Genomic DNA, 24562 nt, shown 5'->3' with positions numbered 1-24562 from the left:
CATTATTATTTATGCATAAATGTGAATAACTTTTGAGCTGGTATCTCCAGTTCTTAAATAATTCACAAAGTCGCCGTTTTGCGGTAGAGTAGCGCGGATCTTAAAATTTAATTTAAACTATAAAAAACAATAAGTTATAAATTTTATCCACAGAGTTATGCAATCTAGCCAAAAATCATGAAGGTTTTTTAAAGCTGTGGATATCTTTGTTTATAACACTGTCAGGGAAATCTATTCCATGTGGTTACTGTTTCGCCGAGGCTTAGCTTCAATTGCTGTGGGTTGCGGCCACGGCGTGTCATTTCTGACCATAGCCATGGTCGCCGTGATGTTTACCAGCACCCTAATGAGTCAGCTTTTCAACATCAACTTTATTGCCCTTCAAGAGAGTGTCACTTGGCTACATGCAGCCGTGTTTATGCTTGGAGCAGCGTATACTTTGCAGCGAAATGAACACGTTCGCGTCGATATTTTCTACTCTAAGTTCTCCCCTCGAACGCAAGCCATCGTTGATATTTTGGGAACCTTACTGTTTTTATTTCCGATGTGTGGCTTCATTTTATACAGCAGCATCAGTTTCGTCGAACTGAGTTGGCGTCTCAGCGAGGGCTCTGCAGAAGCCGGTGGCTTGCCAGGGGTTTTCTTATTGAAAACTCTTATTTGGGTGATGCCAGTTTTAATAATGATTGAGGGTCTCAATCAAATTCTGCGCAACATCGATCAGTGGCGACATTCTAGCAACCACACTAACACGGAGGTGCCTCTGTAATGGAATGGTTACCGTTTGTGATGTTCGCGTTTGTTTGCTTTGCTTTAATGGCTGGTTACTCAGTCGCCTTCACACTTGGCGGCAGCGCCTTGTTATTTGCTGGTGTCAGTGTTGCGATGGGATGGCTCAACCCTTCAATGCTAAACGCCTCTGCACAGCGCATTTTTGGTGTTATGAATAACCAAGTTTTAGTTGCGGTGCCGTTATTTGTATTTATGGGTGTAATGCTTGAACGGGCTAAAATTGCTGAAAATTTACTCGATGCTATGACTCGTCTATTTGGTGGCCTAAGGGGCGGTTTAGCGTTATCGGTTATTATCGTCGGTATGTTGCTCGCGGCGAGCACTGGCATCGTCGGCGCAACCGTCGTAACTATGGGTATGTTATCGTTACCCGTTATGTTAAAGCGTGGTTATGATCAGGCATTATCGACCGGAACCATCTGTGCATCCGGAACCTTGGGGCAAATTATTCCCCCATCCATCGTACTGATACTGTTAGGCGAATCCATCGCATCGGCGCATCGAAGTTCCTATGGTGGCGATCCTATTAATGTGGGTGATTTATTTATCGGCGCACTGATTCCTGGCTTACTTCTGGTTGCTGCTTATATGGTTTATGTCGTCACTCGTGTAACCATTAATCCAGCATTAGCGCCATCGAATCATGATCTACCAGCAATAAAAATGGGTGAGTTGATACGAAGTTTATTACTTCCGCTCAGCTTAATATTCTTGGTGCTCGGATCCATTCTTACTGGAATCGCGACACCAACCGAGGCCGCTGCCATTGGTGCTGCCGGAGCCACATTGCTGGCCATTTACCAGCGCGAATTTGATTATGCCCGATTAAAAGATGTGATGCTTTCAACCACTAAGACTTCCTCAATGGTATTCATGATATTGATCGGAGCTTCGATTTTCAGTTTGGTCTTTCGAGCCTTAGGTGGTGACGCTCAAGTACATGGGCTACTGTCAGAAATGCCAGGAGGCGTCGTCGGAGCGATCATTGTTGTTATGTTAGTCATGTTTTTACTAGGATTCATTCTCGACTTCATAGAGATCATTTATGTCGTGGTGCCAATTGTCGCTCCTGTTTTATTAGCCATGGGAGTCGATCCAATTTGGTTAGGTATAATGATTGCGCTTAATTTGCAAACATCATTTTTGACGCCACCTTTCGGTTTCGCTCTGTTCTACCTGCGAGGAGTGACACCCGATACAGTCACCACGAGAAATATCTATCGCGGCGCAGTTCCATTTATTTTTATTCAACTAGGTCTACTGATCCTTCTCGGAATTTTCCCCGAGCTAGCGACCTGGCTGCCAGAATTCTTAAGCGAGTAGTAGTATTAAAAAGGCCGTAATTACGGCCTTTTTGCTCTTGAGTTAGACTGAACGATTATCGACGTAAATCATAAAATGCTTGTTCAGAAACTCGATGCCACGAGTAAACCTGCTTTTTATAAGTGCTGTAAGATTCATAAACTTTACGAGCAAACTCATCGGTGACAGCTAACTCTTGAACCACTTCCTCTGAAAGAGCCTCAAATCGATTAAGTACATCATCTGGTAACTTCTTCAATTGAACTTGGTGCTTATCGGTAAGTTCAGTCAACGCCTCATTATTTTTTCGAGTGAAGAAAGAAAGCGTGTCGTAATTAGCAACCGTACAGGCCATTTTCACAATTGCCTGTAAGTCAGAAGGAAGTTTTGCAAACGCTTGTTGGTTGATGATGGCTTCCAAGGTAGTGCCCGGTTCATGCCATCCAGGGTAATAATAATACTTAGCCGCTTTGTGTAAACCAAAGGCTAAATCGTTGTAAGGACCGACCCACTCAGTTGCATCAATTCGTCCCCGTTCGAGCGCAGCGAACAGCTCAGCGCCAGGAATTAACTCAGGTGTTCCCCCGGCACGCTTAAACACCTCTCCTCCTAGGCCAGGAATTCGCATCTTAAGACCTTGAATATCGTCAAGGCTATTGATCTCTTTATTGAACCATCCTGCCATTTGAACGCCCGAGTTTCCTGCAGGCATTGGAATTAAACCCAGCGGAGCATACAGCTCTTGCCATAACTCTAAACCCCCGCCATGATAAAGCCAGCCATTCATCTCTTGCGCATTTAAACCAAAAGGCACCGCCGAAAAAATAGGTGCGACTGGCAGTTTTCCTTTCCAATAATAAGAAGCGCCATGGCCCATTTGAGCGGTTCCGGAAGCGACCGTATCAAAAACTTGCAACGCCGGAACCAAATCACCCGCGCCCATAACGGTGACATTCATTCGACCACCGCTCAATTGATTAATGGTTTTTGCTAGATATTCAGCGCCTTCACCTAATCCCTGAAAATTCTTTGGCCAAGTGGTGACCATTGTCCATTGAATCACTTTATTATTGGATACTTTTTCAGAACTGCTTTCAGAACACTCTGATTGTTCCGAACGACAACCGGCTAAGGTCGCAGCCGCTCCCAGTCCCAATGCGCCGACAAAGGCTCTTCTTTTCATTATGTTTTCCTTGGTTAATCACTGAGTATCGGAATTATTCCTGCTAAATCGCTACCATGCAACGTTAACGCTTCTCGAAGCACTAACGAATTTGTTATGATTGTCAGCTTATATAAATTTTATGCTGTTAACTCTATGATGTTTAAGCCACTTTCTTTCAAAGGTCCGCTCGATCATTTGAATCATTTTTTTACTGATTCGCAGTTGTTCGAAGGCTTTAAACTTTTGCAGCACAGCATAATGATTGATTGGCATTATGATCAAGCGAGGCAACAAATTACCGCAGAACTAGCTCAAACTGAGAACTCATCAAAAGGGCGAATCAGTTGCACCATCAGCTGGCCATTGATTGACGATGGATTTTTGTGTTCCTGTGGAGCCGAACGATGTGCCCATCTCGCAGCGATTAGCATAGAGAGTAAACAACGAATCGATGTTATTGCTTATCAAGTTAAAGAGCATTTTGATGACAAGCAACTTTGGCGTTCGATACAACAACAACTTAGACAAAATTGGTTCGAGCCTTACCCAAATATGGCGCGTCATCGAGTCGTATATCTTCTCAAACGTGATGAATTAAACCATGGCTTTTTTGTTCAATGTTACAAAGCCTACTTAACGCAAGACAATCGCTACCAATTAAAAGAAAAACTCGATTACGCTAACCTGTCAATTAAAAAACTCCCTAAATTTATCACCTTATTGGATCAGCAGTTGCTAGTCAGTTTTACTAAAAATCGTCGAGAAGAGGACATTGAGGGTAGGTTTAACTTAACTCATCTAGACGACAAAAAACTTGAACGTATTTTGAACACATTATTTAATTCACGTCGAGTTTTTTGGAAAGCTTGCTCACGACCTCCGCTAAGATTCCAAGTGCTAAGTGAAGGATTCCAAGAATTAGCTTCGGAGGGATTAACCGAATCAATTACCCACTCCTTCCAGTTAGATGTTTCGCATAATCGAATCATTAAAGTTGAAAAAAGTGACGACCGAAAACCCTTTCCAGTTCTTCCAATAACACCCTGTATAAAGTTAATCAGCAAGTACATTGAGCTTGATTATGCAGGTGATAAAAGTCGAATTATTAATGCCGCAAAAGTTTATTTCAAAGACCAGAGCAATCGCGAATACAGTTTCGGTGATATCGATAAATTTCATGAGTTTTCACAGATTCACTCTGTCGTAGCAGGATTTCTTAAACAGCTACAACACATTACTACCGTGTTCCAAACTTTTGAATTTCCCTACAGCGAACACTTTGACTTAGCAGACAGAGCCATCGAAGGCCCTTTGAGTTCAAATCTTGTATGGCTACATGGGCTGACACAGCTAGGATGGCATCTTTCGATTGATTCTAACTTTTCGCTTAACAGCCAACCTGTGCAGCAATGGTCTCTTGAGGTATCAGAAGACGATCAGTGGTTTAATCTATCTCTTGGAGTTAAGGTAAATAACCAGCGCTTTAATATTCTCCCTGCTCTCGTAGATGCCATTAAAAATAAGACCATTAACATTTCGCAGCTAAATCAACTTCAAGATTTAACCTTGCCACTCTCCGATGGTCAATTTATTCAACTCCCAGCTGAACGACTAAAAGCTATCGTATCGACTTTGATGGAGTTATTTGAAAGAAATCCGTTAACGAAAGACGGACAACTCAGTTTAAATACGCATCAATTAACTCGCGTTGGACAAGTTATCGAGCAATCAGAAAAACAGGATTGGAAAGATATAATCTACACTAAAGACGCGTTTACTCACTTAAACGATATATCACTGAATGCCGTTAAAACAAACCATGACTTCAAGCTGAATGCGACGCTGCGTGAATATCAGGTAGAAGGTATACAGTGGCTTACCTTTTTGAAAGAAAATCAACTTGGGGGTATTTTAGCCGACGATATGGGACTTGGTAAAACGTTACAGACTCTCGCTTTTGTTCAATCGTGTAAATCTCATTCACCATCATTGGTGGTCGCTCCAACAAGCTTATTAAGCAACTGGTTAAGTGAAGCTCATAAGTTTACACCCGATCTTTCAGTGTATATCTACTACGGATCTCAACGGCATGAATCACTCAATGATTTATTAGAATACGATCTTATTATTACAAGTTATGGTGTTTTACAAAGAGATATAGAAACGCTTACGGAAATATCGTTTGAACATATCTTCTTAGATGAAGCGCAAGCAATAAAAAATGCAAAGACTAAAGTTGCTCGATGTTGTTTTAAATTAAACGGAAAATTCCGCGCCTGCTTGACAGGAACCCCAATAGAAAATCATCTAGGTGAACTGTGGAGCTTATTCAACTTTTTAATGCCCGGGTATTTAGCCAGCGAAAAAGTATTTACACAGATGTTTCGTCAACCGATAGAGCGCGAACAAGATAATTTAGTTTACAAATCGTTAATCAACCGAGTTTCGCCTTTCATTTTGAGAAGAACAAAGCAGGCGGTTGCGAAGGAACTTCCTGAGAAAGTTGAAATTGAACGAAGCTTTGAACTTACAGAGTCTCAAGCAGATTTTTATGAAGCGGTAAGACTTGCAATGACAGAAGAAATTCAAAAAGCGGTTCATGCACAGAGTAATAATAAAAACCAAATTTTAATTAGTAATGCTCTACTACGTCTTCGTCAGATATGCTGTCATCCTCAACTGATCGATTGGCCCTCGGCGCAGGCGATAGAAGATTCGGTTAAATTAGAGTGGTTACTACAAGTTTTACCAGAAATGATCGAAGAAGGTCGAAAAATACTTTTATTTTCATCTTTTAGAAAGATGCTAGATATCATTGCAAAAAAACTCCATGAATTAAATATCGACTATTTAACCTTGACCGGACAAAGCAAAAACCGGGGGGATATCGTAGAAAAATTTCAGACTGCAAAAATCCCTATTTTTCTTATCAGTTTAAAGGCTGGCGGTGCTGGTCTAAACCTGACGGCGGCAGATACCGTCATTCACTTTGATCCTTGGTGGAATCCAGCAGCAGAGTCTCAGGCCAGCGATCGGGCTTATCGAATTGGTCAAAACAAAAGTGTGTTTGTATACAAACTCATTACGCGCGGAACAGTAGAAGAACGAATTCAAACGTTACAGAAAAGCAAGTCCGCACTTTCTGATCAGCTGTATGCCGATAGCCTCACGAGTATCTCCCAATTAAATGAGCAAAATTGGCAACAACTCTTAGAGCCTTTATCAACAAGGCTCCAACGGTCGGAGTAACGAGAACGATCGAACTGGCAGCAAGCGTCTTAATCGGACTCATTGCCTAAATTAGGCACTTCAAGCAATACCGCGCCAGAACCCTTTTCTCCCAACTCATCGTTAGGATTACGCAATTTGCATTTCTTTAACGATAAGCAACCGCAACCGATGCATCCATCAAGTTGATCTCTGAGAGCGGTTAGCTGTTGAATCTTTTGTTCAAGTTCAGCTCGCCACTGCTTTGATAATTTTTTCCAGTCTGCTGTAGTAGGAGTTCGTTGATTTGGAAGATTAGCGAAAGCTTGTTTGATCGATTTTAACGAGATGCCCAAGCGTTGAGCACTTTTTATAACACCAATGCGACGTAATACACTGCTAGCATATTGCCTTTGATTACCGACATTTCTTGAGCTTTCTATCAACCCTTGCTCTTCATAGTAATGCAGAGTAGAAACGGCTACACCAGCCCTTCGAGCGACTTCTCCTATGCGCCACATAACCATTAAATCACCCCTCTCTTTTACCTACATGCGATTGAATAAGACTACTTAAAAAAACCTTGACCTCAAGTTAACTTGAGGTATTAGACTAATTCTACCGTTAAACATTCACGCCGTTAATAGAGGAGATAAATCTATGTCGACCCTAACCTCAATCGCTCCATCAGAAAAAGCGATTCACGCAGAGAAAACTAGCGAGACGCAGCAACGACTAAAATTCAAACGAATTCAGTTCTTAAGAGAAACCTATCGTGTGTTTAATCAAGCAATGGCCAACAAATAAGGAAAATATATGTTACCTGAACTTATAGGAATCGATCACTTACACATTTATGTGAACGATAAGGCTCTAGCGGAAGCCTGGTATCAAAAAGTATTAGGATTCAAAGTCGTCGAGCATTTGTCAAATAGAACAACTTCAACGGGCCCTTTAACGCTTTCGGATACGAATAACCGTATCAACTTGGCAATTTTTGAACGAGAAAACTATTCATCAATCACCAGCATTGCCTTTAAAACAAATGGAGAAAATTTTCTGCTTTGGAAAAAGCGTCTTGAAGATTTTGAGTCGTTAACGAGGTGTGTTGATCATGAAGTTTCATTCTCGTTATACTTTAATGACCCTTTCGGTCACAATCATGAGATAACCAGTTACGAACATTCTTATATTCGCGAACATGTATAAACTCAGAAGTAATTAGACCGGTGTTAACTTAGCATAAGACAACATAAGCTGCTTAACACCGACGTCTTCAAAGTTAATTTGAATCATCCCCTGGGGACCACTTCCTTCAAAATTTAAAATGATACCTCGACCAAATTTAGGGTGCTCTACCATCTGTCCAAGTTTATATCCATGTTCATTATGATCACTATCGCGCAAGGTACTTGTCGAGAACATTGGTTTGTTGACGGTCGCATTTATCCGCGTTTCTTCAATCAATTGACTGGGAATTTCTTTAATAAATCGGGAAATAGAGGGGTAAGTTTCTTTTCCCCAAAGACGACGTTTCTCAGCATGCAAGAGATAGAGCTTTTTCATTGCTCGGGTTATACCGACATAACAAAGCCGTCGTTCTTCAGCCAAGCCATCATTGTCTTCTAATGACATTTGATGAGGAAAAAGTTTTTCTTCCATACCAGCTAAAAACACCACCGGAAACTCTAAACCTTTTGCGGAGTGGAGTGTCATTAATTGAACAGAATCTTCATATTTCTCAGCCTGAGTGTCACCTGCTTCCAGTGACGCATGAGACAAAAATGCAACCAAAGGCTGAATCTCTTCTTCTACTTCAATCTCACCAATGTTATCGCTGGCATAGCCCATTTCATCAACATCAAACTCACGAGCAGCAGACACTAATTCTTGCAAATTCTCTTTACGAGCCAATCCTTTCTCACCCTTCTCTTTCAGATACATTTCGAGCAAACCGCTGGCTTCAATGACAAAATCGATTTGCTGATGAAGGTCATAAGACTGTGTTTCATTATCGATGTTTTGAATCAAGCTTTGAAAGGTTTCTAATCCACTGCGAGCCCGTGAGGGTAGTAAATTTTCTTGTTGCACGACAAAGGCGGCTTGCCACATAGAAATTTGTCGGCTGCGTGCGATATCTCGAACGATTTCAATCGATTTCTGACCCAAACCTCGTGTTGGCGTATTCACCACACGCTCAAAGGCAGCATCGTCATTACGATTTGCAATCAATCGACAATAGGCGAGCGTGTCTTTAATCTCCGCGCGCTCGAAAAAGCGTAGGCCACCGTATATTCGATACGGCATACCGCGCTGCAAAAGAGCTTCTTCGAGCACACGTGATTGCGCATTTGATCGATATAAAATGGCGCATTCGGAATAATTATTTCCTTGGTTCACATAATCTTCAATTCGCGAGGCTATAAAACGAGCTTCCTCCTGCTCATTAAATGCTGCGTATAACGATATCGGCTCGCCTTGATCGCCACTCGTCCAAAGGTTCTTACCTAGCCGCTCAGGATTATTTGCAATAACAGCATTCGCTGCCTGCAATATGGTTGCGGTCGAGCGATAGTTTTGCTCGAGACGAATCGTTTCACTGTCGGAATAGTCGTGTTGAAAACGGTGGATATTTTCTATTCGCGCCCCTCGCCATCCGTAGATTGATTGGTCATCATCCCCAACAATGGTCACAGCCGTTTGCTTGCCAGTGAGTAACTGTATCCACTGATATTGAATCGCGTTTGTGTCTTGAAATTCATCGACCAATAAATGACAAAAACGAGCTTGATAGTGTTCTCGGATGGCTTGGTTGTCTCTCAGTAACTCAAACGCTCGTAACAATAATTCAGCAAAATCAACTAACGAACCTTGTTGGCAAGCTTGTTCATAATGAGAGTAAATAGATGTCATGGTGGCGATAAATAAGTCACCATCGTGTTTTATTTGATGTGCTCTAAGGCCATCGTCTTTTTGGCTGTTAATAAACCACTGAGCTTGCTTTGGTGGCCATTCATTGTCATCTAACCCGAGCTCTTTAACGACGCGTTTGACGATTCTTAGTTGATCATCACTATCGAGAATTTGAAAGTGCTCATCGAGACCCGCATCGCGAGCATGAGCTCTAAGCAAACGGTGAGCAAGACCATGAAAGGTTCCGACCCACATCGTATTGGCAGGTCGACCCAACAAGTCTTCTATTCGAGAGCGCATTTCATGGGCTGCTTTATTGGTAAATGTCACCGCTAAGATAGCATGCGGAGACAAACCACATTCACTGATTAACCAAGCAATACGATGCACGAGCACTCGAGTTTTACCTGAACCGGCACCGGCTAAAACCAACAAAGCTGGAGCGTCACAAGTGACCGCTTCAGACTGCGCGTCATTCAAAGATTGTAAAATAGGATGTGTGTTCATGGTCGCAATTCTACCACTTAAATGAGTAGCATGCAGACTTTCATTGCATTTCCGTTTAATCTATAGGGCATAAGTTATGCAATGACCACTTTCGTATTTCAATTTCTGCGAACTCAACGCTTTTCGAAAAGGAGTGCACGTGGCTAAACAGCCTATTTTCAATAAGTTATTGGCTATCATTTGGTTGAGTACGATCGTCAATATCGCCTCTGCAACTAATGTCTCCCCGCCTGAAGCCGAAATTAAAGAAGCCAAACGCAAACCCGTCGACGTTATCTCAATTAACTACTACACGGCTTGGCAGCAGAACCTACCGATTCCTCTGTTAAGCATCGAGCAATCCCAGTTAGGCGACCCTTATCAACTGCAAAGAGCCTATGTTTCTTTGCGCTTAACGAAAGATAAACTGAAGGGATTTAAAGCAGGTCTCACTTCAAAAGCCGGTCAACATAAGTTTGGCGTCGAGCAGGCTCTTGCGGGTGTTCTTTTACAGTCTGGTTCTAAAACGAACAACAGCAGCGTATCGCTTAGCGATTATCGAAAACTGATGATTGAAACCGAGTTAGGATTCTCCGTTAACCAAACACTGACAAAGAAAGTTGAGTCGATTGACCAATTAAAGGCATTAACGTCTGCCATACATCCAGTTATCGAGCTCCCTGATATCGGCTTTGCCAAAGAAAAGCCAGCAACGGGCACTGATCTTATTGCCAGTAACCTCGGCTCGGCAGCTTATATTGTGGGCCCACCAACACCTTTAAATCAGCTAGGAACCAGTCCTGCTCTCACTGATATCAACGCTTTGGCGGTTTCATTAACCGTCAAAAATAAACAGGGACAAGGCAAGATAGTCAACCAGGGGAAGGCTACCGATGCTCTGGACAATCAATGGCATGCCTTAATGTTTTTGATCAATCACAGCATCGAGCAGGGTTACCAGATTACCCCTGATCACATATTAATCACTGGTGCATTAGGGCAAATGATCCCCGCTTTGCCAGGCGACTACACGGCGCAATTTGGCCCTCTTAAATCCTTAGAATTTACGATAACACGCTAATGATGAACACCGTTTTTCTCGACGCAGGCACACTCTCTCCGATCCAATTACGCAGTGATCAGTCAGAGCAATTATCACCAAAGCATTTTGATATCGATATCAGCCGACTGGCTCATTGTTGTGAAAGCTTGATTTTATTTAACCAGACCGACTCAAAACAGCGTTTAGATCGTTGCCGAAATGCACAACACATCATTACTAATAAGGTTGTGATAAATGCCGAGTTAATGGATCAACTTCCTCAGCTAGAGTTGATTTGCGTCGCAGCGACTGGCTACAACAATATCGACATTCTTGCTGCCAAAGAACGAAACATAAGCGTGTGTAATGTAGCAGGATACTCAACTCAAAGTGTGGTGCAAATTTGCTTTCAACTGTTATTGCAATTAAATAACCACTATGGTGCGGTTCAAACAATGCTGATCGAGAAAGGATGGCAAAATCATCCTGAGTTTGTCATGTTGCCAAAAGGCTTTTCTCAGCTCGAAGGTAAAACCATGACGATTATCGGTCATGGTACGATAGGCAAAGCGGTGTCCAAGGTAGCACAAGCATTCGGTTTAAAAATAGTATTAGCGCAACTCCCAGAGCGCGACTTAAAAGATGGCTACACTCCGCTAGAGCAGGCTCTCTCGATCAGTGATTTCGTGAGCTTGCATTGCCCGCTCACCGATGAGACCAGCAAACTCGTCAATCAAGCATTTATCGATAAACTCAAACCAGGTGCGTTGCTCATCAATACCGCTCGCGGTGGACTGCTTGATGAGGACGCCGTGGCAGAAGCTTTACATAATGGTACACTAGCTGGACTAGGCTGTGATGTATTGTCGACTGAACCACCAAGTCATGATAATCCGCTTCTTAGTGCACCCAATGTCGTTATTACTCCGCATATTGGGTGGGCGAGTATCGAAGCAAGGCAAACGTTAGTGAACGAGTTGGCGAAGAATATTGATGGCTTTATCCACTCAAAACCACGTAACATTATCGTTTAAAAGAGACATGTGAATGAGCGCTCAAGAATTTCAACATAATGATAGCAAAGTGTTTATGCAAGACATTTTCGAGCAACAACAACACGCTTACAGGGCCCATCCATATCCTGCACGTACTGAGCGAAAAGACATGCTTAAAGCGCTCCGCAGGAGCATCGTAAAAAACAAAGTTCGTCTTTTAAAAAGCTTGAGTGCCGACTATTCACACCGCTCTGAAGACGATTCACTGCTGGCCGACATACTCCCAACGCTCATGAGCGTGCGGTACTATATGAAAAACCTTGGTCGCTGGATGAAACCACAAAAGCGACATGTTGGTTTGATGTTTCAACCCGCACGAGCCTGGATCGAATACCAACCACTGGGTGTTGTCGGGATAGTCGTGCCCTGGAATTACCCGATCTTTTTAGCACTCGGTCCTCTGGTTGCGGCAATCGCCGCTGGCAATCGAGTGATGATCAAGTTATCGGAATATACCCCTTACACCAACCGAATCATTCGAGAAATCATTGAAGAAGTATTCGATCAAACCGAAGTCGCGGTGATTGAAGGTGATGCCAACATAGCGGCTGGATTTTCTTCATTGCCGTTTGATCACCTACTATTCACCGGCTCAACCGACGTCGGAAAACATGTGATGCGCGCGGCAGCCAACAATTTAACGCCTGTCACTCTAGAGCTAGGTGGCAAATCGCCAGTACTGATTGGCGAAGACATTCGCTTAGAAGTAGCGGTTGAACGAATGCTTTACGGCAAATGCCTCAACGCTGGCCAAACGTGCGTTGCTCCTGACTACGTCCTGTGTCCAGATTCGAAGTTAGCCGAACTCGTTGAGTTGCTTGAAAATCAATTTCAAAAACTTTATCCAACCGTCGCGAACAACCCCGATTATTCAGCGATCATCAATGGAGCTCAATATGGGCGGCTAAAAGCTTGGTTAGGCGAAGCAGAATCAGCAGGTTGTGACATAATCAGCTTTAATCCTGCCTCAGAGAGTTTCGAGCCTTCTGCCCGAAAAATTCCTTTAACCTTAGTGATTAATCCCCCTGAAAACTTGAATTTGATGCAGCATGAAATATTTGGCCCAATACTGCCCATCATCAGTTACCAAACTACCGCCGACGCTATCCGATTTATTCAGCAACGACCTAGGCCGCTAGCTCTGTACCTGATGTCCTATAATCGAAAATTGCAGCGTCAAGTATTGCGACACACGCATGCTGGAGGAGTTTGCATCAACGATACGGTCTCACATGTCGCTCAAGACGATTTGCCATTTGGTGGCATTGGTCCTTCGGGAATGGGGCATTATCATGCAAAAGAAGGGTTCTTAACCTTTTCAAAGACAAAGCCGGTCTTTCAACGTGGACGGTTTAATTCAGCGAAACTAGCATTTCCTCCTTATGGGCGCTGGATCCATAAACTGATCTACCGATTATTTGTGCGTTAAATTGAGCTCGCTTAAGCATTGGCAAAGCGAACGGGTTAGACTATATTTTATTGAAAACCATCATTTGGGGGTATTCCTGTGAAAATAAAAATTTATTGGTTGGTTATCGCGCTTGGTTTGATTGCTGCTCCAAACAGCAAAGCCAATGAGCAATCGGAGCTAGCCGACACCGTCAATAGCTACATGATCGAGAGCTATAACTATGTGCTCAACATTAACTTACTCATCGAATTATGTGCGCTAGAACGTTATTTAGAGGTAGATACCAACTCAACTTCTTTTAATCAAAAATTACACGCCAATATCAAGCGATTTGCAGAATTGGGAAAAGTGAACGATTACAGTGCCAACAAAGTTGCCGCAGAAGTTGAAATTAAATTCAATGCATTCTTACAAGGTGTTAGGTACGGAGGGTTCATAGCTGACAATTTCGTGAGAACTCAATATCCCAAAGGTATGTGCACACCAGAAATTAAGAAAGATCTCGATTCTAAAATTGACGAGCTAATTAAAAAAGACGAGTTTAAAATTTCAGATATCGACGATTAGGGCAAAATTAAATTATGTCGCTAAGGATGGCGACCGTATCAGGCTAGTTGCCTTTTACATTCATCATAAAACTGTTGTAAATCATCAAATGTAATCAATCTTTCATAGCTTACATCGTGTTGTTCAACAGCACTCGGAATCACCACCGAGTAACAACCAGCAGCTTTAGCTGCACCTAGATCATTTTTATAGCTATCGCCGACATATAAAACATTATCCATCGTCACGTTGAAGACGTCTTTTAAACGAAGGAGCATTTCTGGGTGAGGTTTCGCTCGACCATCACGTCCCGCTTGCCAGTGCAAATCAAATAAATGCGCAATGCCTATTTGATGTAAATCGACATTTCCATTACTGATTGCAACGACCGTAAAGTGTTTCTTTAGAAGGCTTAACAAAGGTTTCGTTTGCGGATAGAGAGTGACCGCTTGCCTTTTAACATAAAAGGCTTCAAATGCCTGCTTTGCCACAGGGCTCTCAAGTTCAAACTGGTTACAGAACTCAGACAATGCTGACATCCTTAAGTTAGTCATATCTTCGCATTCAATAGGGTTTTTGCTAATCAGTTGCTGAACAATAATCTGAAATTTATGTCTCAAATGTTCGAGAGAAAAGTTAGGAAGATACTTTGACAAGAATAGAAACTGCTCGTCGACCGCTTCATTTATGACTGGATGATTATTCCAGAGTGTATCGTCCAAGTCGAAGCCAATAATTTCTATGTTTTCTATTAAGTTACTAAATTTCATCAAGACTTTTTCTTGGCTCTGGGATGCGCTGCGTCATAGACTTTCGCTAGATGTTGAAAATCTAAATGTGTGTAAACTTGCGTTGTCGAAAGATCTGCATGCCCCAATAACTCTTGGACAGCTCTTAAATCTGAAGAAGACTCTAAGAAATGGGAGGCACACGAATGTCGAAGTTTGTGTGGATGTAAACGACTGCTTACCCCCAAATATTTTCCCCAATATTCTAATCTAGCTTGAATACTACGATGCTTTAAAGTCGCTCCTTTTTCTGTCACAAATAAAGATGCATTATCTTCAACTACAAAGTTACGGAAGCTAAACCAGTGCTCAATAGCATCACATGCCTTACGGCCTAAAGGTACGATTCTGGTTTTATTACCTTTACCAATCACTCGCAACTGTTGATCAGATAGGTTCAAATCATGCAGCTGTATCGCTTGTAGTTCACTTAAACGAATGCCAGCGGTATAAAATAACTCCATAATTGCTTTATCACGAGCCGCTAGAAAGTTATCGTCTGGCATCTTATCTAACAAACTTGTTACATCATCAACCTCTAGTGTTTTCGGTAATAATTTCGCTGACTTAGGTGCGCGAATTCCCTTAACCGGGTTAATATCAATCAAGCGGTTTTGCGCCAAATAATTGAAGCAACTTCGCAATGCAGAAAGTCTTTGTGACATGCTGGTCGGACTCAACCCTTTTCGGCGCATATCCGCCAAATATTGACGAATACTGTGACCGCTAATTTGGTTGACTTGAACAAGATGGCGTTCTTCGAAAAACAGAATAAAGTCAGAAATCGTTGCTGCGTAACTGTCTCGAGTATGTTTAGACAGTTGTCTTTCATTGGTAATAAACTTTAAGAACTTATCACACGCTTGACTCAGAAACATTTTAAAAGTCTTTGAATCTCAAAAGCATTTGACTGGTCACTGACGAAATAAGTTGCAAAAACAAATCTCCCATTTCAGGAGAAAATCGGGTTTGATCATCGCTGAAGAGCGCAATGACACCTAACTGTCCGTGTTTCCCTAAAGGCATGAGCGCAACAGAACCATTTTGTACGCCGGTATTTGCAAAAAGTACTTCGCGAGTTTTTCTATCCAACCGACCGCAAACAGGCTCGTCATCAGGAAAATGACAGTCGAGTTCATTGTGCAGTTTAGTGACATCTTTATAAACTCGAACATTGTCAGTTCTTGGCCAGTGCCCGCCCAAATTAATGGATATGGCATCTAAATCAAACTCTCTTTTTAGCAAATCATTGAGAGTGTTGGTTAATTGCTCAAGGCTTTGACAATCAATTAGGCACAATACCAAACGAATGCATTTAATTAACAATGCTTCATTCGACTGAGCGGCACTCAGCATCTCAATGAGTTTACCTTGCAACTCACGATTTTTCTCTCGCAAGACTTTTACCTGACGCTCAACTAATGAAACGCCACCTTCTACTTGATGGCTTATCGACAAATGAGAGAGTAACCGAGGATGACGCTCTAAGAAATCTGGGTTTTCCGCTAGAAAATCGAAAACCTGTTGTTCTGTAAACGTTGCGCTTTTTTCTGCCGTCATATTTCTATTTGTCCTTCAAAAACAAATTCTGCGGGACCAGTCATTAGCAATGGCTGCCCTTCACCGTCCCAATCAATCGTTAAGTCCCCTCCTGGTAAGTGAACTTTTACCTTAGAGCCTAAACGTTGCTGAAGTTGACCGATAGCCACCGCCGCACACGCGCCACTTCCACAGGCCATCGTCTCACCCACACCTCGCTCAAAAACACGTAACGAAATTTCTCGATCCGACAAGATTTGCATAAAACCAACATTGACCTGTTGAGGAAACAAATGATGCTGTCCAATTGCCGGGCCGACGCGTTCAACCGGCGCCTGCTCTATGTCGTCAACTTCTAGTACACAATGTGGATTGCCCATTGAGACAGCGCCAACGGAATATTTAATACCGTCAACATCAACCGCATAATTCAGCTCTCGGTTCGCATAACGAAGGGGAATTCTATCAGGTTCAAAATTAGGAACGCCCATATCAACAGTGACATTACCGTCTTTATGCATTCTTGCAGAAATCACACCTTTTAACGTGCTAATTCGTAACTTGTATTTCCACGTAAGTCCCATAATTTTAACAAACCTAGCTAGGCACCGAGCACCATTGCCACATTGTTCCACTTCTTTACCGTCGGCATTAAAGATTCGATAATGAAAATCGGTATTGGGTTGCTGTGGAGGCTCCACCAACAACAGTTGGTCAAAACCAATTCCGAAGTGGCGGTCAGACAGTTTCTTTATTTGAGACTCATTGAAGAACACAGGCTGAGAAATGGTGTCGACCACCATAAAGTCATTACCCAACCCTTGCATCTTTGCAAAACTAATTAGCATTGCTTATTTCCAGTGGCTGTTGTTCCATTTGATTGTCTTCTGCAGGCTTCAAAGGTCCTTTCTGGCCGCATCCAACGAGCGCCAGCAAGACAATTACTTGTATAGTTCGGATAAAATATCGATTCATGAGCCAAGTATACCCAGTTTTCTAGGGTGACTGAAAGCGTACATTTCAAGTTTACAGTGATTTTATTGCTGGAACAGCAACGAGTATAGTTGGTTTCTTTCCAGCAATAGGCGTCCTTCAGATAATAACTCCATCGGCACTGGAAGCCGTAGCTTAGAAATGTTGAATTGTTCTGGTGCGGTGTTAAAAGCTCTATCGATCCAAGCTAGAAACTTTTCTCCAATATTAGGGTCGTCCAGAGAAAAAGTGTATTTTTGATCGCGACAGTAAACCAAAATACTCTCTTTACCTTCGTCACTGAAGATTTCGATGTCTAATTCATAGCTGACAGCAATCTCATCAAAATCAATAGCTATCGGTGTCAGTCTTTCATTATCGATTAATTGATATGAGAACCAGTTGGATGTGTCAAACCCATCTAGGCTGTTGGTCAGAAAGTTAATGACCTGCATAATATTTTGCTCTATCGAATCGACACCCATTTGTCCAAATACCACGCCTCCAAAATGATCAACGAAACAAAATGAAATTAACGTCTCATGCTGTTTCTTTACGATAAAGATATTTTTGCCTGGCTCTCCTTTTTTAATGGCGGTTGGGATCACTGGGTCAGTAAAACATCGTGGATCGAAAAGTATGTTCTGGTAGTGACTAAATTGATTGATCAACAATCGAGAAAGTTCTTTTTCATTATTCACTTTATGAACGATAAATCGTTCGTTTTGTTGTTCAATAATGTGATAACGCATTCCCAGACGGTAAATAAACTTTGTTGGCTCTTCTAGATTCTGACTGTACGCATTGATCAAATGTCTAAAGAATAGTTTAACGCGAGTAACCACTTCATCTGCGCGCATCGATGTAAAGCTATAATAATTCAGTTCAGGTTGCTTTGACTGTCTTTTTATCAACTCTAAAATAGATATAGCGGCTTCAGACATCGAGTTGTCACCATGAAAGTGAATAACAAACTGTTCTCCCCAACTGTTCTCATAATGAAGATCTATGGTTTCGATTAAATTTAGACATTCATTTCCATAACAAAAAGGATCAATTTTTTGGGTAATAATATGCATTCCATGCTTTGCAATATTGGTCAACTTATCTTGAGCAACATTAATATAGCAGTGCATTTTATTGATCAGAGGAAGGCTCTCATAGACAGAGTTATCTTTGGTCGAATCACCAACCTTAGTCGCCAATAAGGTTTGAATTAGACGTTCTAATTCATCGTATTGTAATTGCTGCTTGGAATCTCGATACTGTACCGAGGTGTCTTCATTCAGTAAGCCATTCGTTTTGGCCCACGCAAGCAACTCAAGTAGTGAACGACATTGATAAACGGGTTCTGCCGAATTTGACTCTTGTTGGCTAATGGCTCGATCATAAAAACTCCAAAGCTCAAACTCTTTACCTTTGGTTTGTCGAACCAATGAAAGATGCTTACCTGTCATTTTGGGTACAAAATTGATATTCACACGCTCAATTTTTCCCTGGGTTAGCTCGAGGTTTGCACTTATCTTGCGACTTAAGCTTTGTAACTGCTTTTTATATTTTTCGAAAAAAGCATCGTCTTGTTTTAAAAATTGTCCTATGGTTCGAAAGGACGTTATCAACTGTTTAATATAAAGACGCTTTTCATTACCTATTTGGTTGATATCCCATTGAGCTCGATTATCAAACACTTTACGCTTCTCGTCACTCCACCCCCACTCTTCGATAAGTTGTTTTACAATGTCTGGAGCTTTATGTTTTGTCGCAGAAGATCGACCCAAACGATAATTTATTTTCTGATAGAGACAGCGTCTGACAAATTCTAAACGATCAAATTGATCATTAAGAATTAAATATTCTTCGACTTTACGATGCATTAAAAGATAAGCGTCAATGACCGTCGCATTATCAATCAAATTATGGACAAATATTTTATACGAGTTGCTAAGCGGTTTAACATTGGGATATTGACTTAAATATGACTCCATCAACACAAGTTTCAATGCGGTTTTGTAAGGAGACTCTAACGCTTTATTAATATACCAAAGCGCATTATTAATATATTCTTCTCGAGGTATCTCCGGAATTGCTCCAAAATCTATCCAATCATCACTTTGTACAAATCGAGCACTGATGAGTTTCTTGGTGTATTCGGCATAGGCGTGCTCCCATTCTGGCGGCACTAACCACCAAAGCAAATATCGACCCGCAAGGTAAACTTGGGTTCGATAAAACTCATCCAGTAGCAAACCATTTTGAATGGTTTCTTTTTCGTTTTCTGCCGTTGAATCGATAATCTTCGACTGTTGAACCAGATAAATACTGCAATCGATCGCTAACTCTTCTGCCCAGCTTTGTATTTTAGCGCGTTTGTCTCTCAGTAAGGCTTTTCGCTCAGGAGAAAGGTCTTCACTGCAACACACCCAAACATCGAAATCACTCTGCATACTGTGCGCAACCGACCCTGCGCTGCCCATCAAATAAATACCTTCAATCTCGATTTGGCGAACCGCCCTGGGTTTGTAATCTAGACTTTTCGCGTACTTTTTAGCCAACTGAATGGTTGATTTTTCTGGCTGATAGTTTGCAACACCACAGGGAGCATCTGCACCAACGTAGCCAGGTAAAGTAGGATGATTAATATGAAATAAGAATGGCAACAGCTCGATCAAAGCGTTCTCTTTGTCGCCTAGATTTTGAGTTAACAACTGCTTGCGCTTGTCATTCAGCTCGAGAAACCGTCGCTGCAACTCTTTCAGTTGTTTACGATCAATTTCAAGCGAACTTAAATCTACTAAAGACGTCTTTTGCCCCATGAAAGCTCTTTTGCCTAGTTATTATACACTCAACACGCTGATTATATTGGCATTTCTTCGATAATGATTTAAGGTTAAAGACTCTAGTGATTTGTTACAACAAAAATTCCTAGAAATCTTATTTCATTAACCAAAGTTTCGAAAATATGCAGACGTCAACACGCTTCGACTTTCAAAAATCTATCAATGAGATTTTCAGTATCTCAGAGGTTGGTCTAGTTATTTTAGACGAAAATCGAGAAATAATATGGATAAACAATGAGTTTGAGCGTTGGAGCGGAGAAAACAGTAACTACTGGCAAGGCCAAAATTGGATGGCTTTGCCCCTAGAGGCTGCCGATGAAAAGGGCGACCTTTATTGTTTATTGAATACCGAGCGTACTCAAACTCTGTACCTTCATCACTGGACAGCATTGCTTCCTAGTCATCCAACTTATACGGTGCACTTCTTTAAGTCGATGGCACTCACCGCTCACTCTAGCAAATTAAGCCAATTGGCGGGCAGTCTTCCGAAGCGTCCAAACTGGATTCAGTTTTTAGACTATGAAGTATCGCGCAGTCGTCGCTACGATAATCCACTCACCCTGTTTAAGATTAAACTGGTGTGTTTTCAAGCAGTTAATGACCCACAATTAGAGCAGTCCGTTAACAATTTAGTCGAATCGGTTCTGAAAGATGAGTTACGCTGGGCAGACATGATCGGACACTCGGAATCTGGCGAAACGCTGCTGGTCCTCCCTGAGACATCACAGCAAGCCAGTGAAGCGTTGAAAGCAAAACTGGAGCAAGTGATTTCCGAGCGTATGCGTCAAGAGTTCAAAAACTGCGACTTTGAACTGGTCATTGGCGCTGCATTTTGGCAAAAAGGAGATTCAGCAGGCATACTGTTGGACAGAGCTAGAGACGACTTAGTTGCAAAAATGACGGCCCTTATGAGTCAGTATCAAAACACCTGATGACTCTTAACAACCAACAAGAAAAAGGCATGATTCCAAAGCTCTGTCAGCTTCCGCGTGTCTTTATTCTCATATTGTTGTCGGAGCTTCTCGCGCTGCTTTTCACTCTACTAACCTTCAATTCAGCCGAGTCGTTTTGGCTAAAACTCGGGCTCTATAGTTTTTTTATATTCTGGACTAGCTTAGTCATCAGCTTTTTACTTTGTGCCGCCAGAGACTGGTTAAACGCAAAATCAGTGGGTATATCAACCCTCTTAGCGACGGTTATTGTGATGACTACGACGGTGATGTCCAGTCTTATTGCGATTCCACTCGTTGACGTGGGTGTTGAGCTAGACTGGCACAACCCAGAACAACAATGGTTTGTGTTCCGAAATCTGGTTATCGCCACGTTAATTTCATTAGCTTGGATGCGTTATCTCTACCTGCGCCAACGCATGCATAACAGTATTCAAGCTGAGGGAGAAGCGCAGTTTCGAGCATTGCAAGCAAAAATTCACCCTCACTTTTTGTTTAATACTTTAAATACCATCGCCTCCTTGATTTCGATTGCCCCCGAAAAGGCTGAAACAACCATCGAGCGACTAGCAGGGTTGCTCCGCTCAAACCTGCGACCATCACAAGAGCTCATCACCTTGGCGCAAGAAATCATCACCTGCAAAGACTACTTATTTATTGAGCAACAACGTTTGGGTGAAAAGTTAAGTGTCATATGGGATGTGGAGCCATCTTGTGAGCCCTATTTGATTCCGCCATTTACCCTTCAACCTTTGGTAGAAAATGCGGTTTACCATGGAATACAGCAACTGCATAAAGGGGGTACGGTAACCATTTCGGTAAAATCTGATGAGCATTCATTGCTGCTGAGCGTGATTAACCCTGTTCCTGACATCGCGAACAGTCGAGGCAATCAGGTGGCCCATGACAACATTCGAGAACGCCTTAGAATTCGCTATGGCGCTGCGGCGAGCATGACCATCGAACAACACCAACAGCAATACTTAGTAAAATTAATCATACCGCAAACTTTAGAGCAGGAATCGGCTTAATGAATATTCTGATTACTGATGACGAGTATTTGGCCAGGGAGCGATTAAAGCGTTTACTCGAACAGACTGGCGAGCAACACAGCATTTTTGAGGCAGAAACTGGCATAGACGCAATTAAGCAGTGCGCTCAACATTCCATCGACTTGATTTTTCTAGATATTAGAATGCCAGAAATGGATGGACTCGAAGCTGCTTGGCACCTATCACGAACCGAAGCACCGCCAGCCATTATTTTTATCACGGCTTATGATGAATACGCATTACAAGCGTTTAAGGTCAATGCTATCGACTATTTACTAAAGCCTGTGAAGCAAGAGCAATTGGGTGCAGCCATAAAAAAAGCGGGCAAACTCAATCAGCTACAGCTTGCAAAAATGCATGATCAAGCACCACAACTCCCTCAAAGACAGCATATTTCGGCCCGAGTCCGCGGGGAGGTTCAGCTCATCCCACTCCAAGACATCATTTATTTTCAAGCCGATCAAAAATACGTCAACGTAAGGCATCGTTCTGGCGAAGTTTTAATCGAAGAGCCACTGAAACAGCTTGAACAAGATTTTCCGGAGCAGTTTGTTCGCATTCACCGAAACGCCCTGATTAATCAAAAATACATCAACGGTTTAAGTAAAGACGAACACGGTCATCTATTTGTGACGCTTAAGCATTGTGACAGTCAATTAGAGGTAAGCCGTCGACACGCTGCCGAGATTCGAAAATTGGTGAAATCGCTCTAAAAGAACTTCAAGACGAACATTAAACTCGGATTTATCTAACGTCTAAAATAGCGATATTCTCTCTTAAATAACGCTCCTTTATGCTAGGATCTAAACTCTTGATCCGTTGAATTTTTTGAAACCGTATATGCCAACCATCCGTATTGCAACACGCAGAAGCCCTCTTGCTCTCTGGCAAGCTGAATTTGTGCGTGCCGAGTTGCTGAGACACCACCCAGATCTAACGGTCGAATTAGTTCCATTCGTTACCAAAGGCGATAAAATTCTCGACACGCCATTGGCGAAAATTGGTGGTAAAGGCTTGTTTGTTAAAGAGCTCGAAGTTGCCATGCTCGAAGGCGAAGCAGATATCGCGGTGCACTCCATGAAAGACGTACCGGCAGAATTTCCTGAGGGCTTAAAGCTTGCGGTCATTTGTGATCGAGAAAATCCTACCGATGCCTTCGTCTCCAATATCTATAATCGAATCGATGAAGTACCCTCTGGCGCCATTATTGGAACGTCTAGTTTGCGTCGGCAGTGTCAAATCAAAGCGTTACGACCCGATATCGAAATTAAAACATTACGAGGTAATGTGGGTACACGCCTCCAAAAACTTGATGATGGCGATTACGACGCCATTATTTTAGCCACTGCCGGCTTAACGCGCCTCGATCTTAACTACCGCATTAAAAGCGAAATTGCTCCAGAAATATTGTTACCTGCCGCCGGGCAAGGCGCGGTCGGCATAGAGTGTCGCAGCGATGATGAAGCAACACTGAATTTACTTGCTCCGCTTAATCACAAATTAACCGCGGCACGAGTCCGTGCTGAACGGGCATTAAGCCATGCTCTAGAGGGTGGTTGCCAAGTTCCAATCGGTGCCTTTGCAGAGTTATCGCCAGACAATCAATCTGAGCTGAGATTGCGAGGACTCGTCGGAGAAGTAGACGGCTCTCGATTACTGAGGTTTGAACACTTTGGCAGCCTACTAGAACCAGAAAAGCTAGGAATAGTGGTTGCGGAAGCTTTGAAAGAGCAAGGAGCAACCGCAATCATTCAGGCGCTTCAGGATATCTAGCATAACCCAATGGCGACGCTAATCATTACTCGACCACTTGCAGCAATCCCAAGCACTGCAAGTTGAGCTGGAGCAGCGGCATTTTAAAACGCTTAGTTTTCCGTTAATCTCAGTCACACCATTAGCGTCAAAAATGCCAATTGACTCGGCCGATAAAGTGATTGCTATCAGTCCGAACGCCGTGAGATTTGCTGAGAAATTACTACTAAATTTGCCTCGCCAAAAAGCAGAGAAACTTCTCGCTACACCGCTTTTAGCGATTGGAGAGAGTTCGGCTTTAACTGCTCGAAGCCATGGCTGGAAACACGTCGATTACTCAACCATCGCCAACAGTGAGGCTTTATTGACCCATCCAGCGTTGAATAACGTGGCCGGACAGCGAATCATGCTATTATGCGGCGAAGGTGGCAGAGATACGATTCAAACCGCTTTACAAGCAAAAGGGGCTAGCGTCGTTCGTTGGGAAGTATATCAACGCCATCCAAAGTTGCTGACCGAACAACAGCGAGCAATATTGGCCAAGTCTGAGCAACCTGTCTATTGGATAGTTTCCTCGCAAGTTGCAATCGATGCTTTGGTTGACAGTACAGACCAAAAATTAATCGTAACCAGTGAACGCCTAGCCAACTATGCGCAAACGCTCGGCTTTTCAGTGGCGCTAACGTTATCAAGTGCTGAATCCAAAAGTATCGCGAAACAATTAGAACATCTAAAGAATAAACTATAGGAAGT

23 protein-coding genes are annotated in these 24562 nt (G+C 42.5%); 14 read left to right on the top strand and 9 right to left on the bottom strand.

The window, feature by feature from the left end; all coding sequences use genetic code 11:
• The first annotated feature begins 238 nt into the window (after window positions 1-238).
• A complete protein-coding gene (locus tag Q9312_RS13090) occupies window positions 239-769 on the top strand; it encodes a TRAP transporter small permease subunit (RefSeq protein WP_309201306.1) in 531 nt (176 codons plus the stop codon).
• Window positions 769-2115 (top strand): TRAP transporter large permease, encoded by a 1347-nt coding sequence (locus Q9312_RS13085; protein WP_309201305.1) that lies wholly within the window; start codon window positions 769-771, stop codon window positions 2113-2115. The genes Q9312_RS13090 and Q9312_RS13085 overlap by 1 nt, the downstream gene beginning before the upstream one ends.
• Window positions 2116-2170: 55 nt before the next feature.
• Here Q9312_RS13085 and Q9312_RS13080 read toward each other — a convergent pair whose 3' ends face one another.
• The gene (locus Q9312_RS13080; protein WP_309201304.1) at window positions 2171-3277 is read right to left on the bottom strand and encodes a TRAP transporter substrate-binding protein; all 1107 of its coding nucleotides are present in this window, start codon (window positions 3275-3277) and stop codon (window positions 2171-2173) included.
• A gap of 135 nt (window positions 3278-3412) precedes the next feature.
• On the opposite strand from Q9312_RS13080, the gene Q9312_RS13075 reads away from it, so the two are divergent.
• Window positions 3413-6508 (top strand): DEAD/DEAH box helicase, encoded by a 3096-nt coding sequence (locus Q9312_RS13075; RefSeq protein WP_309201303.1) that lies wholly within the window; start codon window positions 3413-3415, stop codon window positions 6506-6508.
• 29 nt (window positions 6509-6537) lie between these two features.
• Here the strand turns inward: Q9312_RS13075 and soxR are convergent, their stop codons facing one another.
• On the bottom strand, window positions 6538-6993 hold the full coding sequence (soxR, locus tag Q9312_RS13070) for a redox-sensitive transcriptional activator SoxR (protein WP_309201302.1): 456 nt from the start codon (window positions 6991-6993) through the stop codon (window positions 6538-6540).
• 133 nt (window positions 6994-7126) lie between these two features.
• Between soxR and Q9312_RS13065 the strand changes: the two genes are divergently transcribed.
• Together Q9312_RS13065 and Q9312_RS13060 are read left to right on the top strand one after the other, a co-directional pair.
• Window positions 7127-7273 (top strand): hypothetical protein, encoded by a 147-nt coding sequence (locus Q9312_RS13065; protein WP_309201301.1) that lies wholly within the window; start codon window positions 7127-7129, stop codon window positions 7271-7273.
• A gap of 9 nt (window positions 7274-7282) precedes the next feature.
• Entirely contained in the window at window positions 7283-7675 is a 393-nt protein-coding gene (locus Q9312_RS13060) for a VOC family protein (protein ID WP_309201300.1), read from the top strand.
• Between the two features lie 12 nt (window positions 7676-7687).
• Here Q9312_RS13060 and uvrD read toward each other — a convergent pair whose 3' ends face one another.
• On the bottom strand, window positions 7688-9886 hold the full coding sequence (uvrD, locus tag Q9312_RS13055) for a DNA helicase II (RefSeq protein WP_309201299.1): 2199 nt from the start codon (window positions 9884-9886) through the stop codon (window positions 7688-7690).
• A gap of 139 nt (window positions 9887-10025) precedes the next feature.
• Between uvrD and Q9312_RS13050 the strand changes: the two genes are divergently transcribed.
• The 4 genes from Q9312_RS13050 (at window position 10026) to Q9312_RS13035 (ending at window position 13940) form a co-directional block, all read left to right on the top strand.
• On the top strand, window positions 10026-10946 hold the full coding sequence (locus tag Q9312_RS13050; RefSeq protein WP_309201298.1) for a 2-keto-4-pentenoate hydratase: 921 nt from the start codon (window positions 10026-10028) through the stop codon (window positions 10944-10946).
• Window positions 10946-11941 (top strand): D-2-hydroxyacid dehydrogenase, encoded by a 996-nt coding sequence (locus Q9312_RS13045; RefSeq protein ID WP_309201297.1) that lies wholly within the window; start codon window positions 10946-10948, stop codon window positions 11939-11941. Before Q9312_RS13050 ends, Q9312_RS13045 begins: the two co-directional genes overlap by 1 nt.
• 13 nt (window positions 11942-11954) lie before the next feature.
• Window positions 11955-13391 (top strand): coniferyl aldehyde dehydrogenase, encoded by a 1437-nt coding sequence (locus tag Q9312_RS13040; RefSeq protein ID WP_309201296.1) that lies wholly within the window; start codon window positions 11955-11957, stop codon window positions 13389-13391.
• Window positions 13392-13469: 78 nt separating this feature from the next.
• A complete protein-coding gene (locus Q9312_RS13035; RefSeq protein WP_309201295.1) occupies window positions 13470-13940 on the top strand; it encodes a hypothetical protein in 471 nt (156 codons plus the stop codon).
• Between the two features lie 38 nt (window positions 13941-13978).
• Here the strand turns inward: Q9312_RS13035 and Q9312_RS13030 are convergent, their stop codons facing one another.
• The 6 genes from Q9312_RS13030 to Q9312_RS13010 form a co-directional block, all read right to left on the bottom strand.
• Window positions 13979-14689, bottom strand: a complete 711-nt coding sequence (locus tag Q9312_RS13030) for an HAD family hydrolase (RefSeq protein ID WP_309201294.1) — start codon at window positions 14687-14689, stop codon at window positions 13979-13981.
• Entirely contained in the window at window positions 14689-15585 is an 897-nt protein-coding gene (gene xerC / locus Q9312_RS13025) for a tyrosine recombinase XerC (protein WP_309201293.1), read from the bottom strand. The genes Q9312_RS13030 and xerC overlap by 1 nt, the downstream gene beginning before the upstream one ends.
• A 1-nt stretch (window position 15586) precedes the next feature.
• Window positions 15587-16267 (bottom strand): DUF484 family protein, encoded by a 681-nt coding sequence (locus Q9312_RS13020; protein ID WP_309201292.1) that lies wholly within the window; start codon window positions 16265-16267, stop codon window positions 15587-15589.
• Window positions 16264-17094 carry a diaminopimelate epimerase gene (gene dapF / locus Q9312_RS13015; protein ID WP_353961539.1) on the bottom strand — a complete coding sequence of 277 codons (831 nt, stop codon included), beginning with the start codon at window positions 17092-17094 and terminating at the stop codon, window positions 16264-16266. The genes Q9312_RS13020 and dapF overlap by 4 nt, the downstream gene beginning before the upstream one ends.
• Window positions 17084-17221 (bottom strand): LPS translocon maturation chaperone LptM, encoded by a 138-nt coding sequence (gene lptM, locus Q9312_RS19455; RefSeq protein ID WP_353961538.1) that lies wholly within the window; start codon window positions 17219-17221, stop codon window positions 17084-17086. The genes dapF and lptM overlap by 11 nt, the downstream gene beginning before the upstream one ends.
• A gap of 62 nt (window positions 17222-17283) precedes the next feature.
• The gene (locus Q9312_RS13010; RefSeq protein WP_309201291.1) at window positions 17284-20031 is read right to left on the bottom strand and encodes a class I adenylate cyclase domain-containing protein; all 2748 of its coding nucleotides are present in this window, start codon (window positions 20029-20031) and stop codon (window positions 17284-17286) included.
• A 146-nt stretch (window positions 20032-20177) separates the two neighbouring features.
• Between Q9312_RS13010 and Q9312_RS13005 the strand changes: the two genes are divergently transcribed.
• The 5 genes from Q9312_RS13005 to Q9312_RS12985 all read left to right on the top strand — a co-directional run bounded on the left by Q9312_RS13005 (window position 20178) and on the right by Q9312_RS12985 (window position 24557).
• Window positions 20178-20987, top strand: a complete 810-nt coding sequence (locus tag Q9312_RS13005) for a GGDEF domain-containing protein (RefSeq protein WP_309201290.1) — start codon at window positions 20178-20180, stop codon at window positions 20985-20987.
• Window positions 20988-21016: 29 nt separating this feature from the next.
• A complete protein-coding gene (locus Q9312_RS13000; protein ID WP_309201289.1) occupies window positions 21017-22036 on the top strand; it encodes a sensor histidine kinase in 1020 nt (339 codons plus the stop codon).
• Window positions 22036-22770, top strand: a complete 735-nt coding sequence (locus Q9312_RS12995) for a LytR/AlgR family response regulator transcription factor (protein ID WP_309201288.1) — start codon at window positions 22036-22038, stop codon at window positions 22768-22770. Before Q9312_RS13000 ends, Q9312_RS12995 begins: the two co-directional genes overlap by 1 nt.
• 127 nt (window positions 22771-22897) lie before the next feature.
• On the top strand, window positions 22898-23830 hold the full coding sequence (gene hemC / locus Q9312_RS12990; RefSeq protein WP_309201287.1) for a hydroxymethylbilane synthase: 933 nt from the start codon (window positions 22898-22900) through the stop codon (window positions 23828-23830).
• 37 nt (window positions 23831-23867) lie between these two features.
• Window positions 23868-24557, top strand: coding sequence for a uroporphyrinogen-III synthase (locus Q9312_RS12985; protein WP_309201286.1), 690 nt, complete (start codon window positions 23868-23870; stop codon window positions 24555-24557).
• Window positions 24558-24562 lie beyond the last annotated feature (5 nt).

Source organism: Pleionea litopenaei, assembly GCF_031198435.1.
Taxonomy (GTDB): domain Bacteria; phylum Pseudomonadota; class Gammaproteobacteria; order Enterobacterales; family Kangiellaceae; genus Pleionea; species Pleionea litopenaei.
Note: the sequence above shows the minus strand (reverse complement) of the source record. Positions and strands in the feature narration are given on the sequence as shown.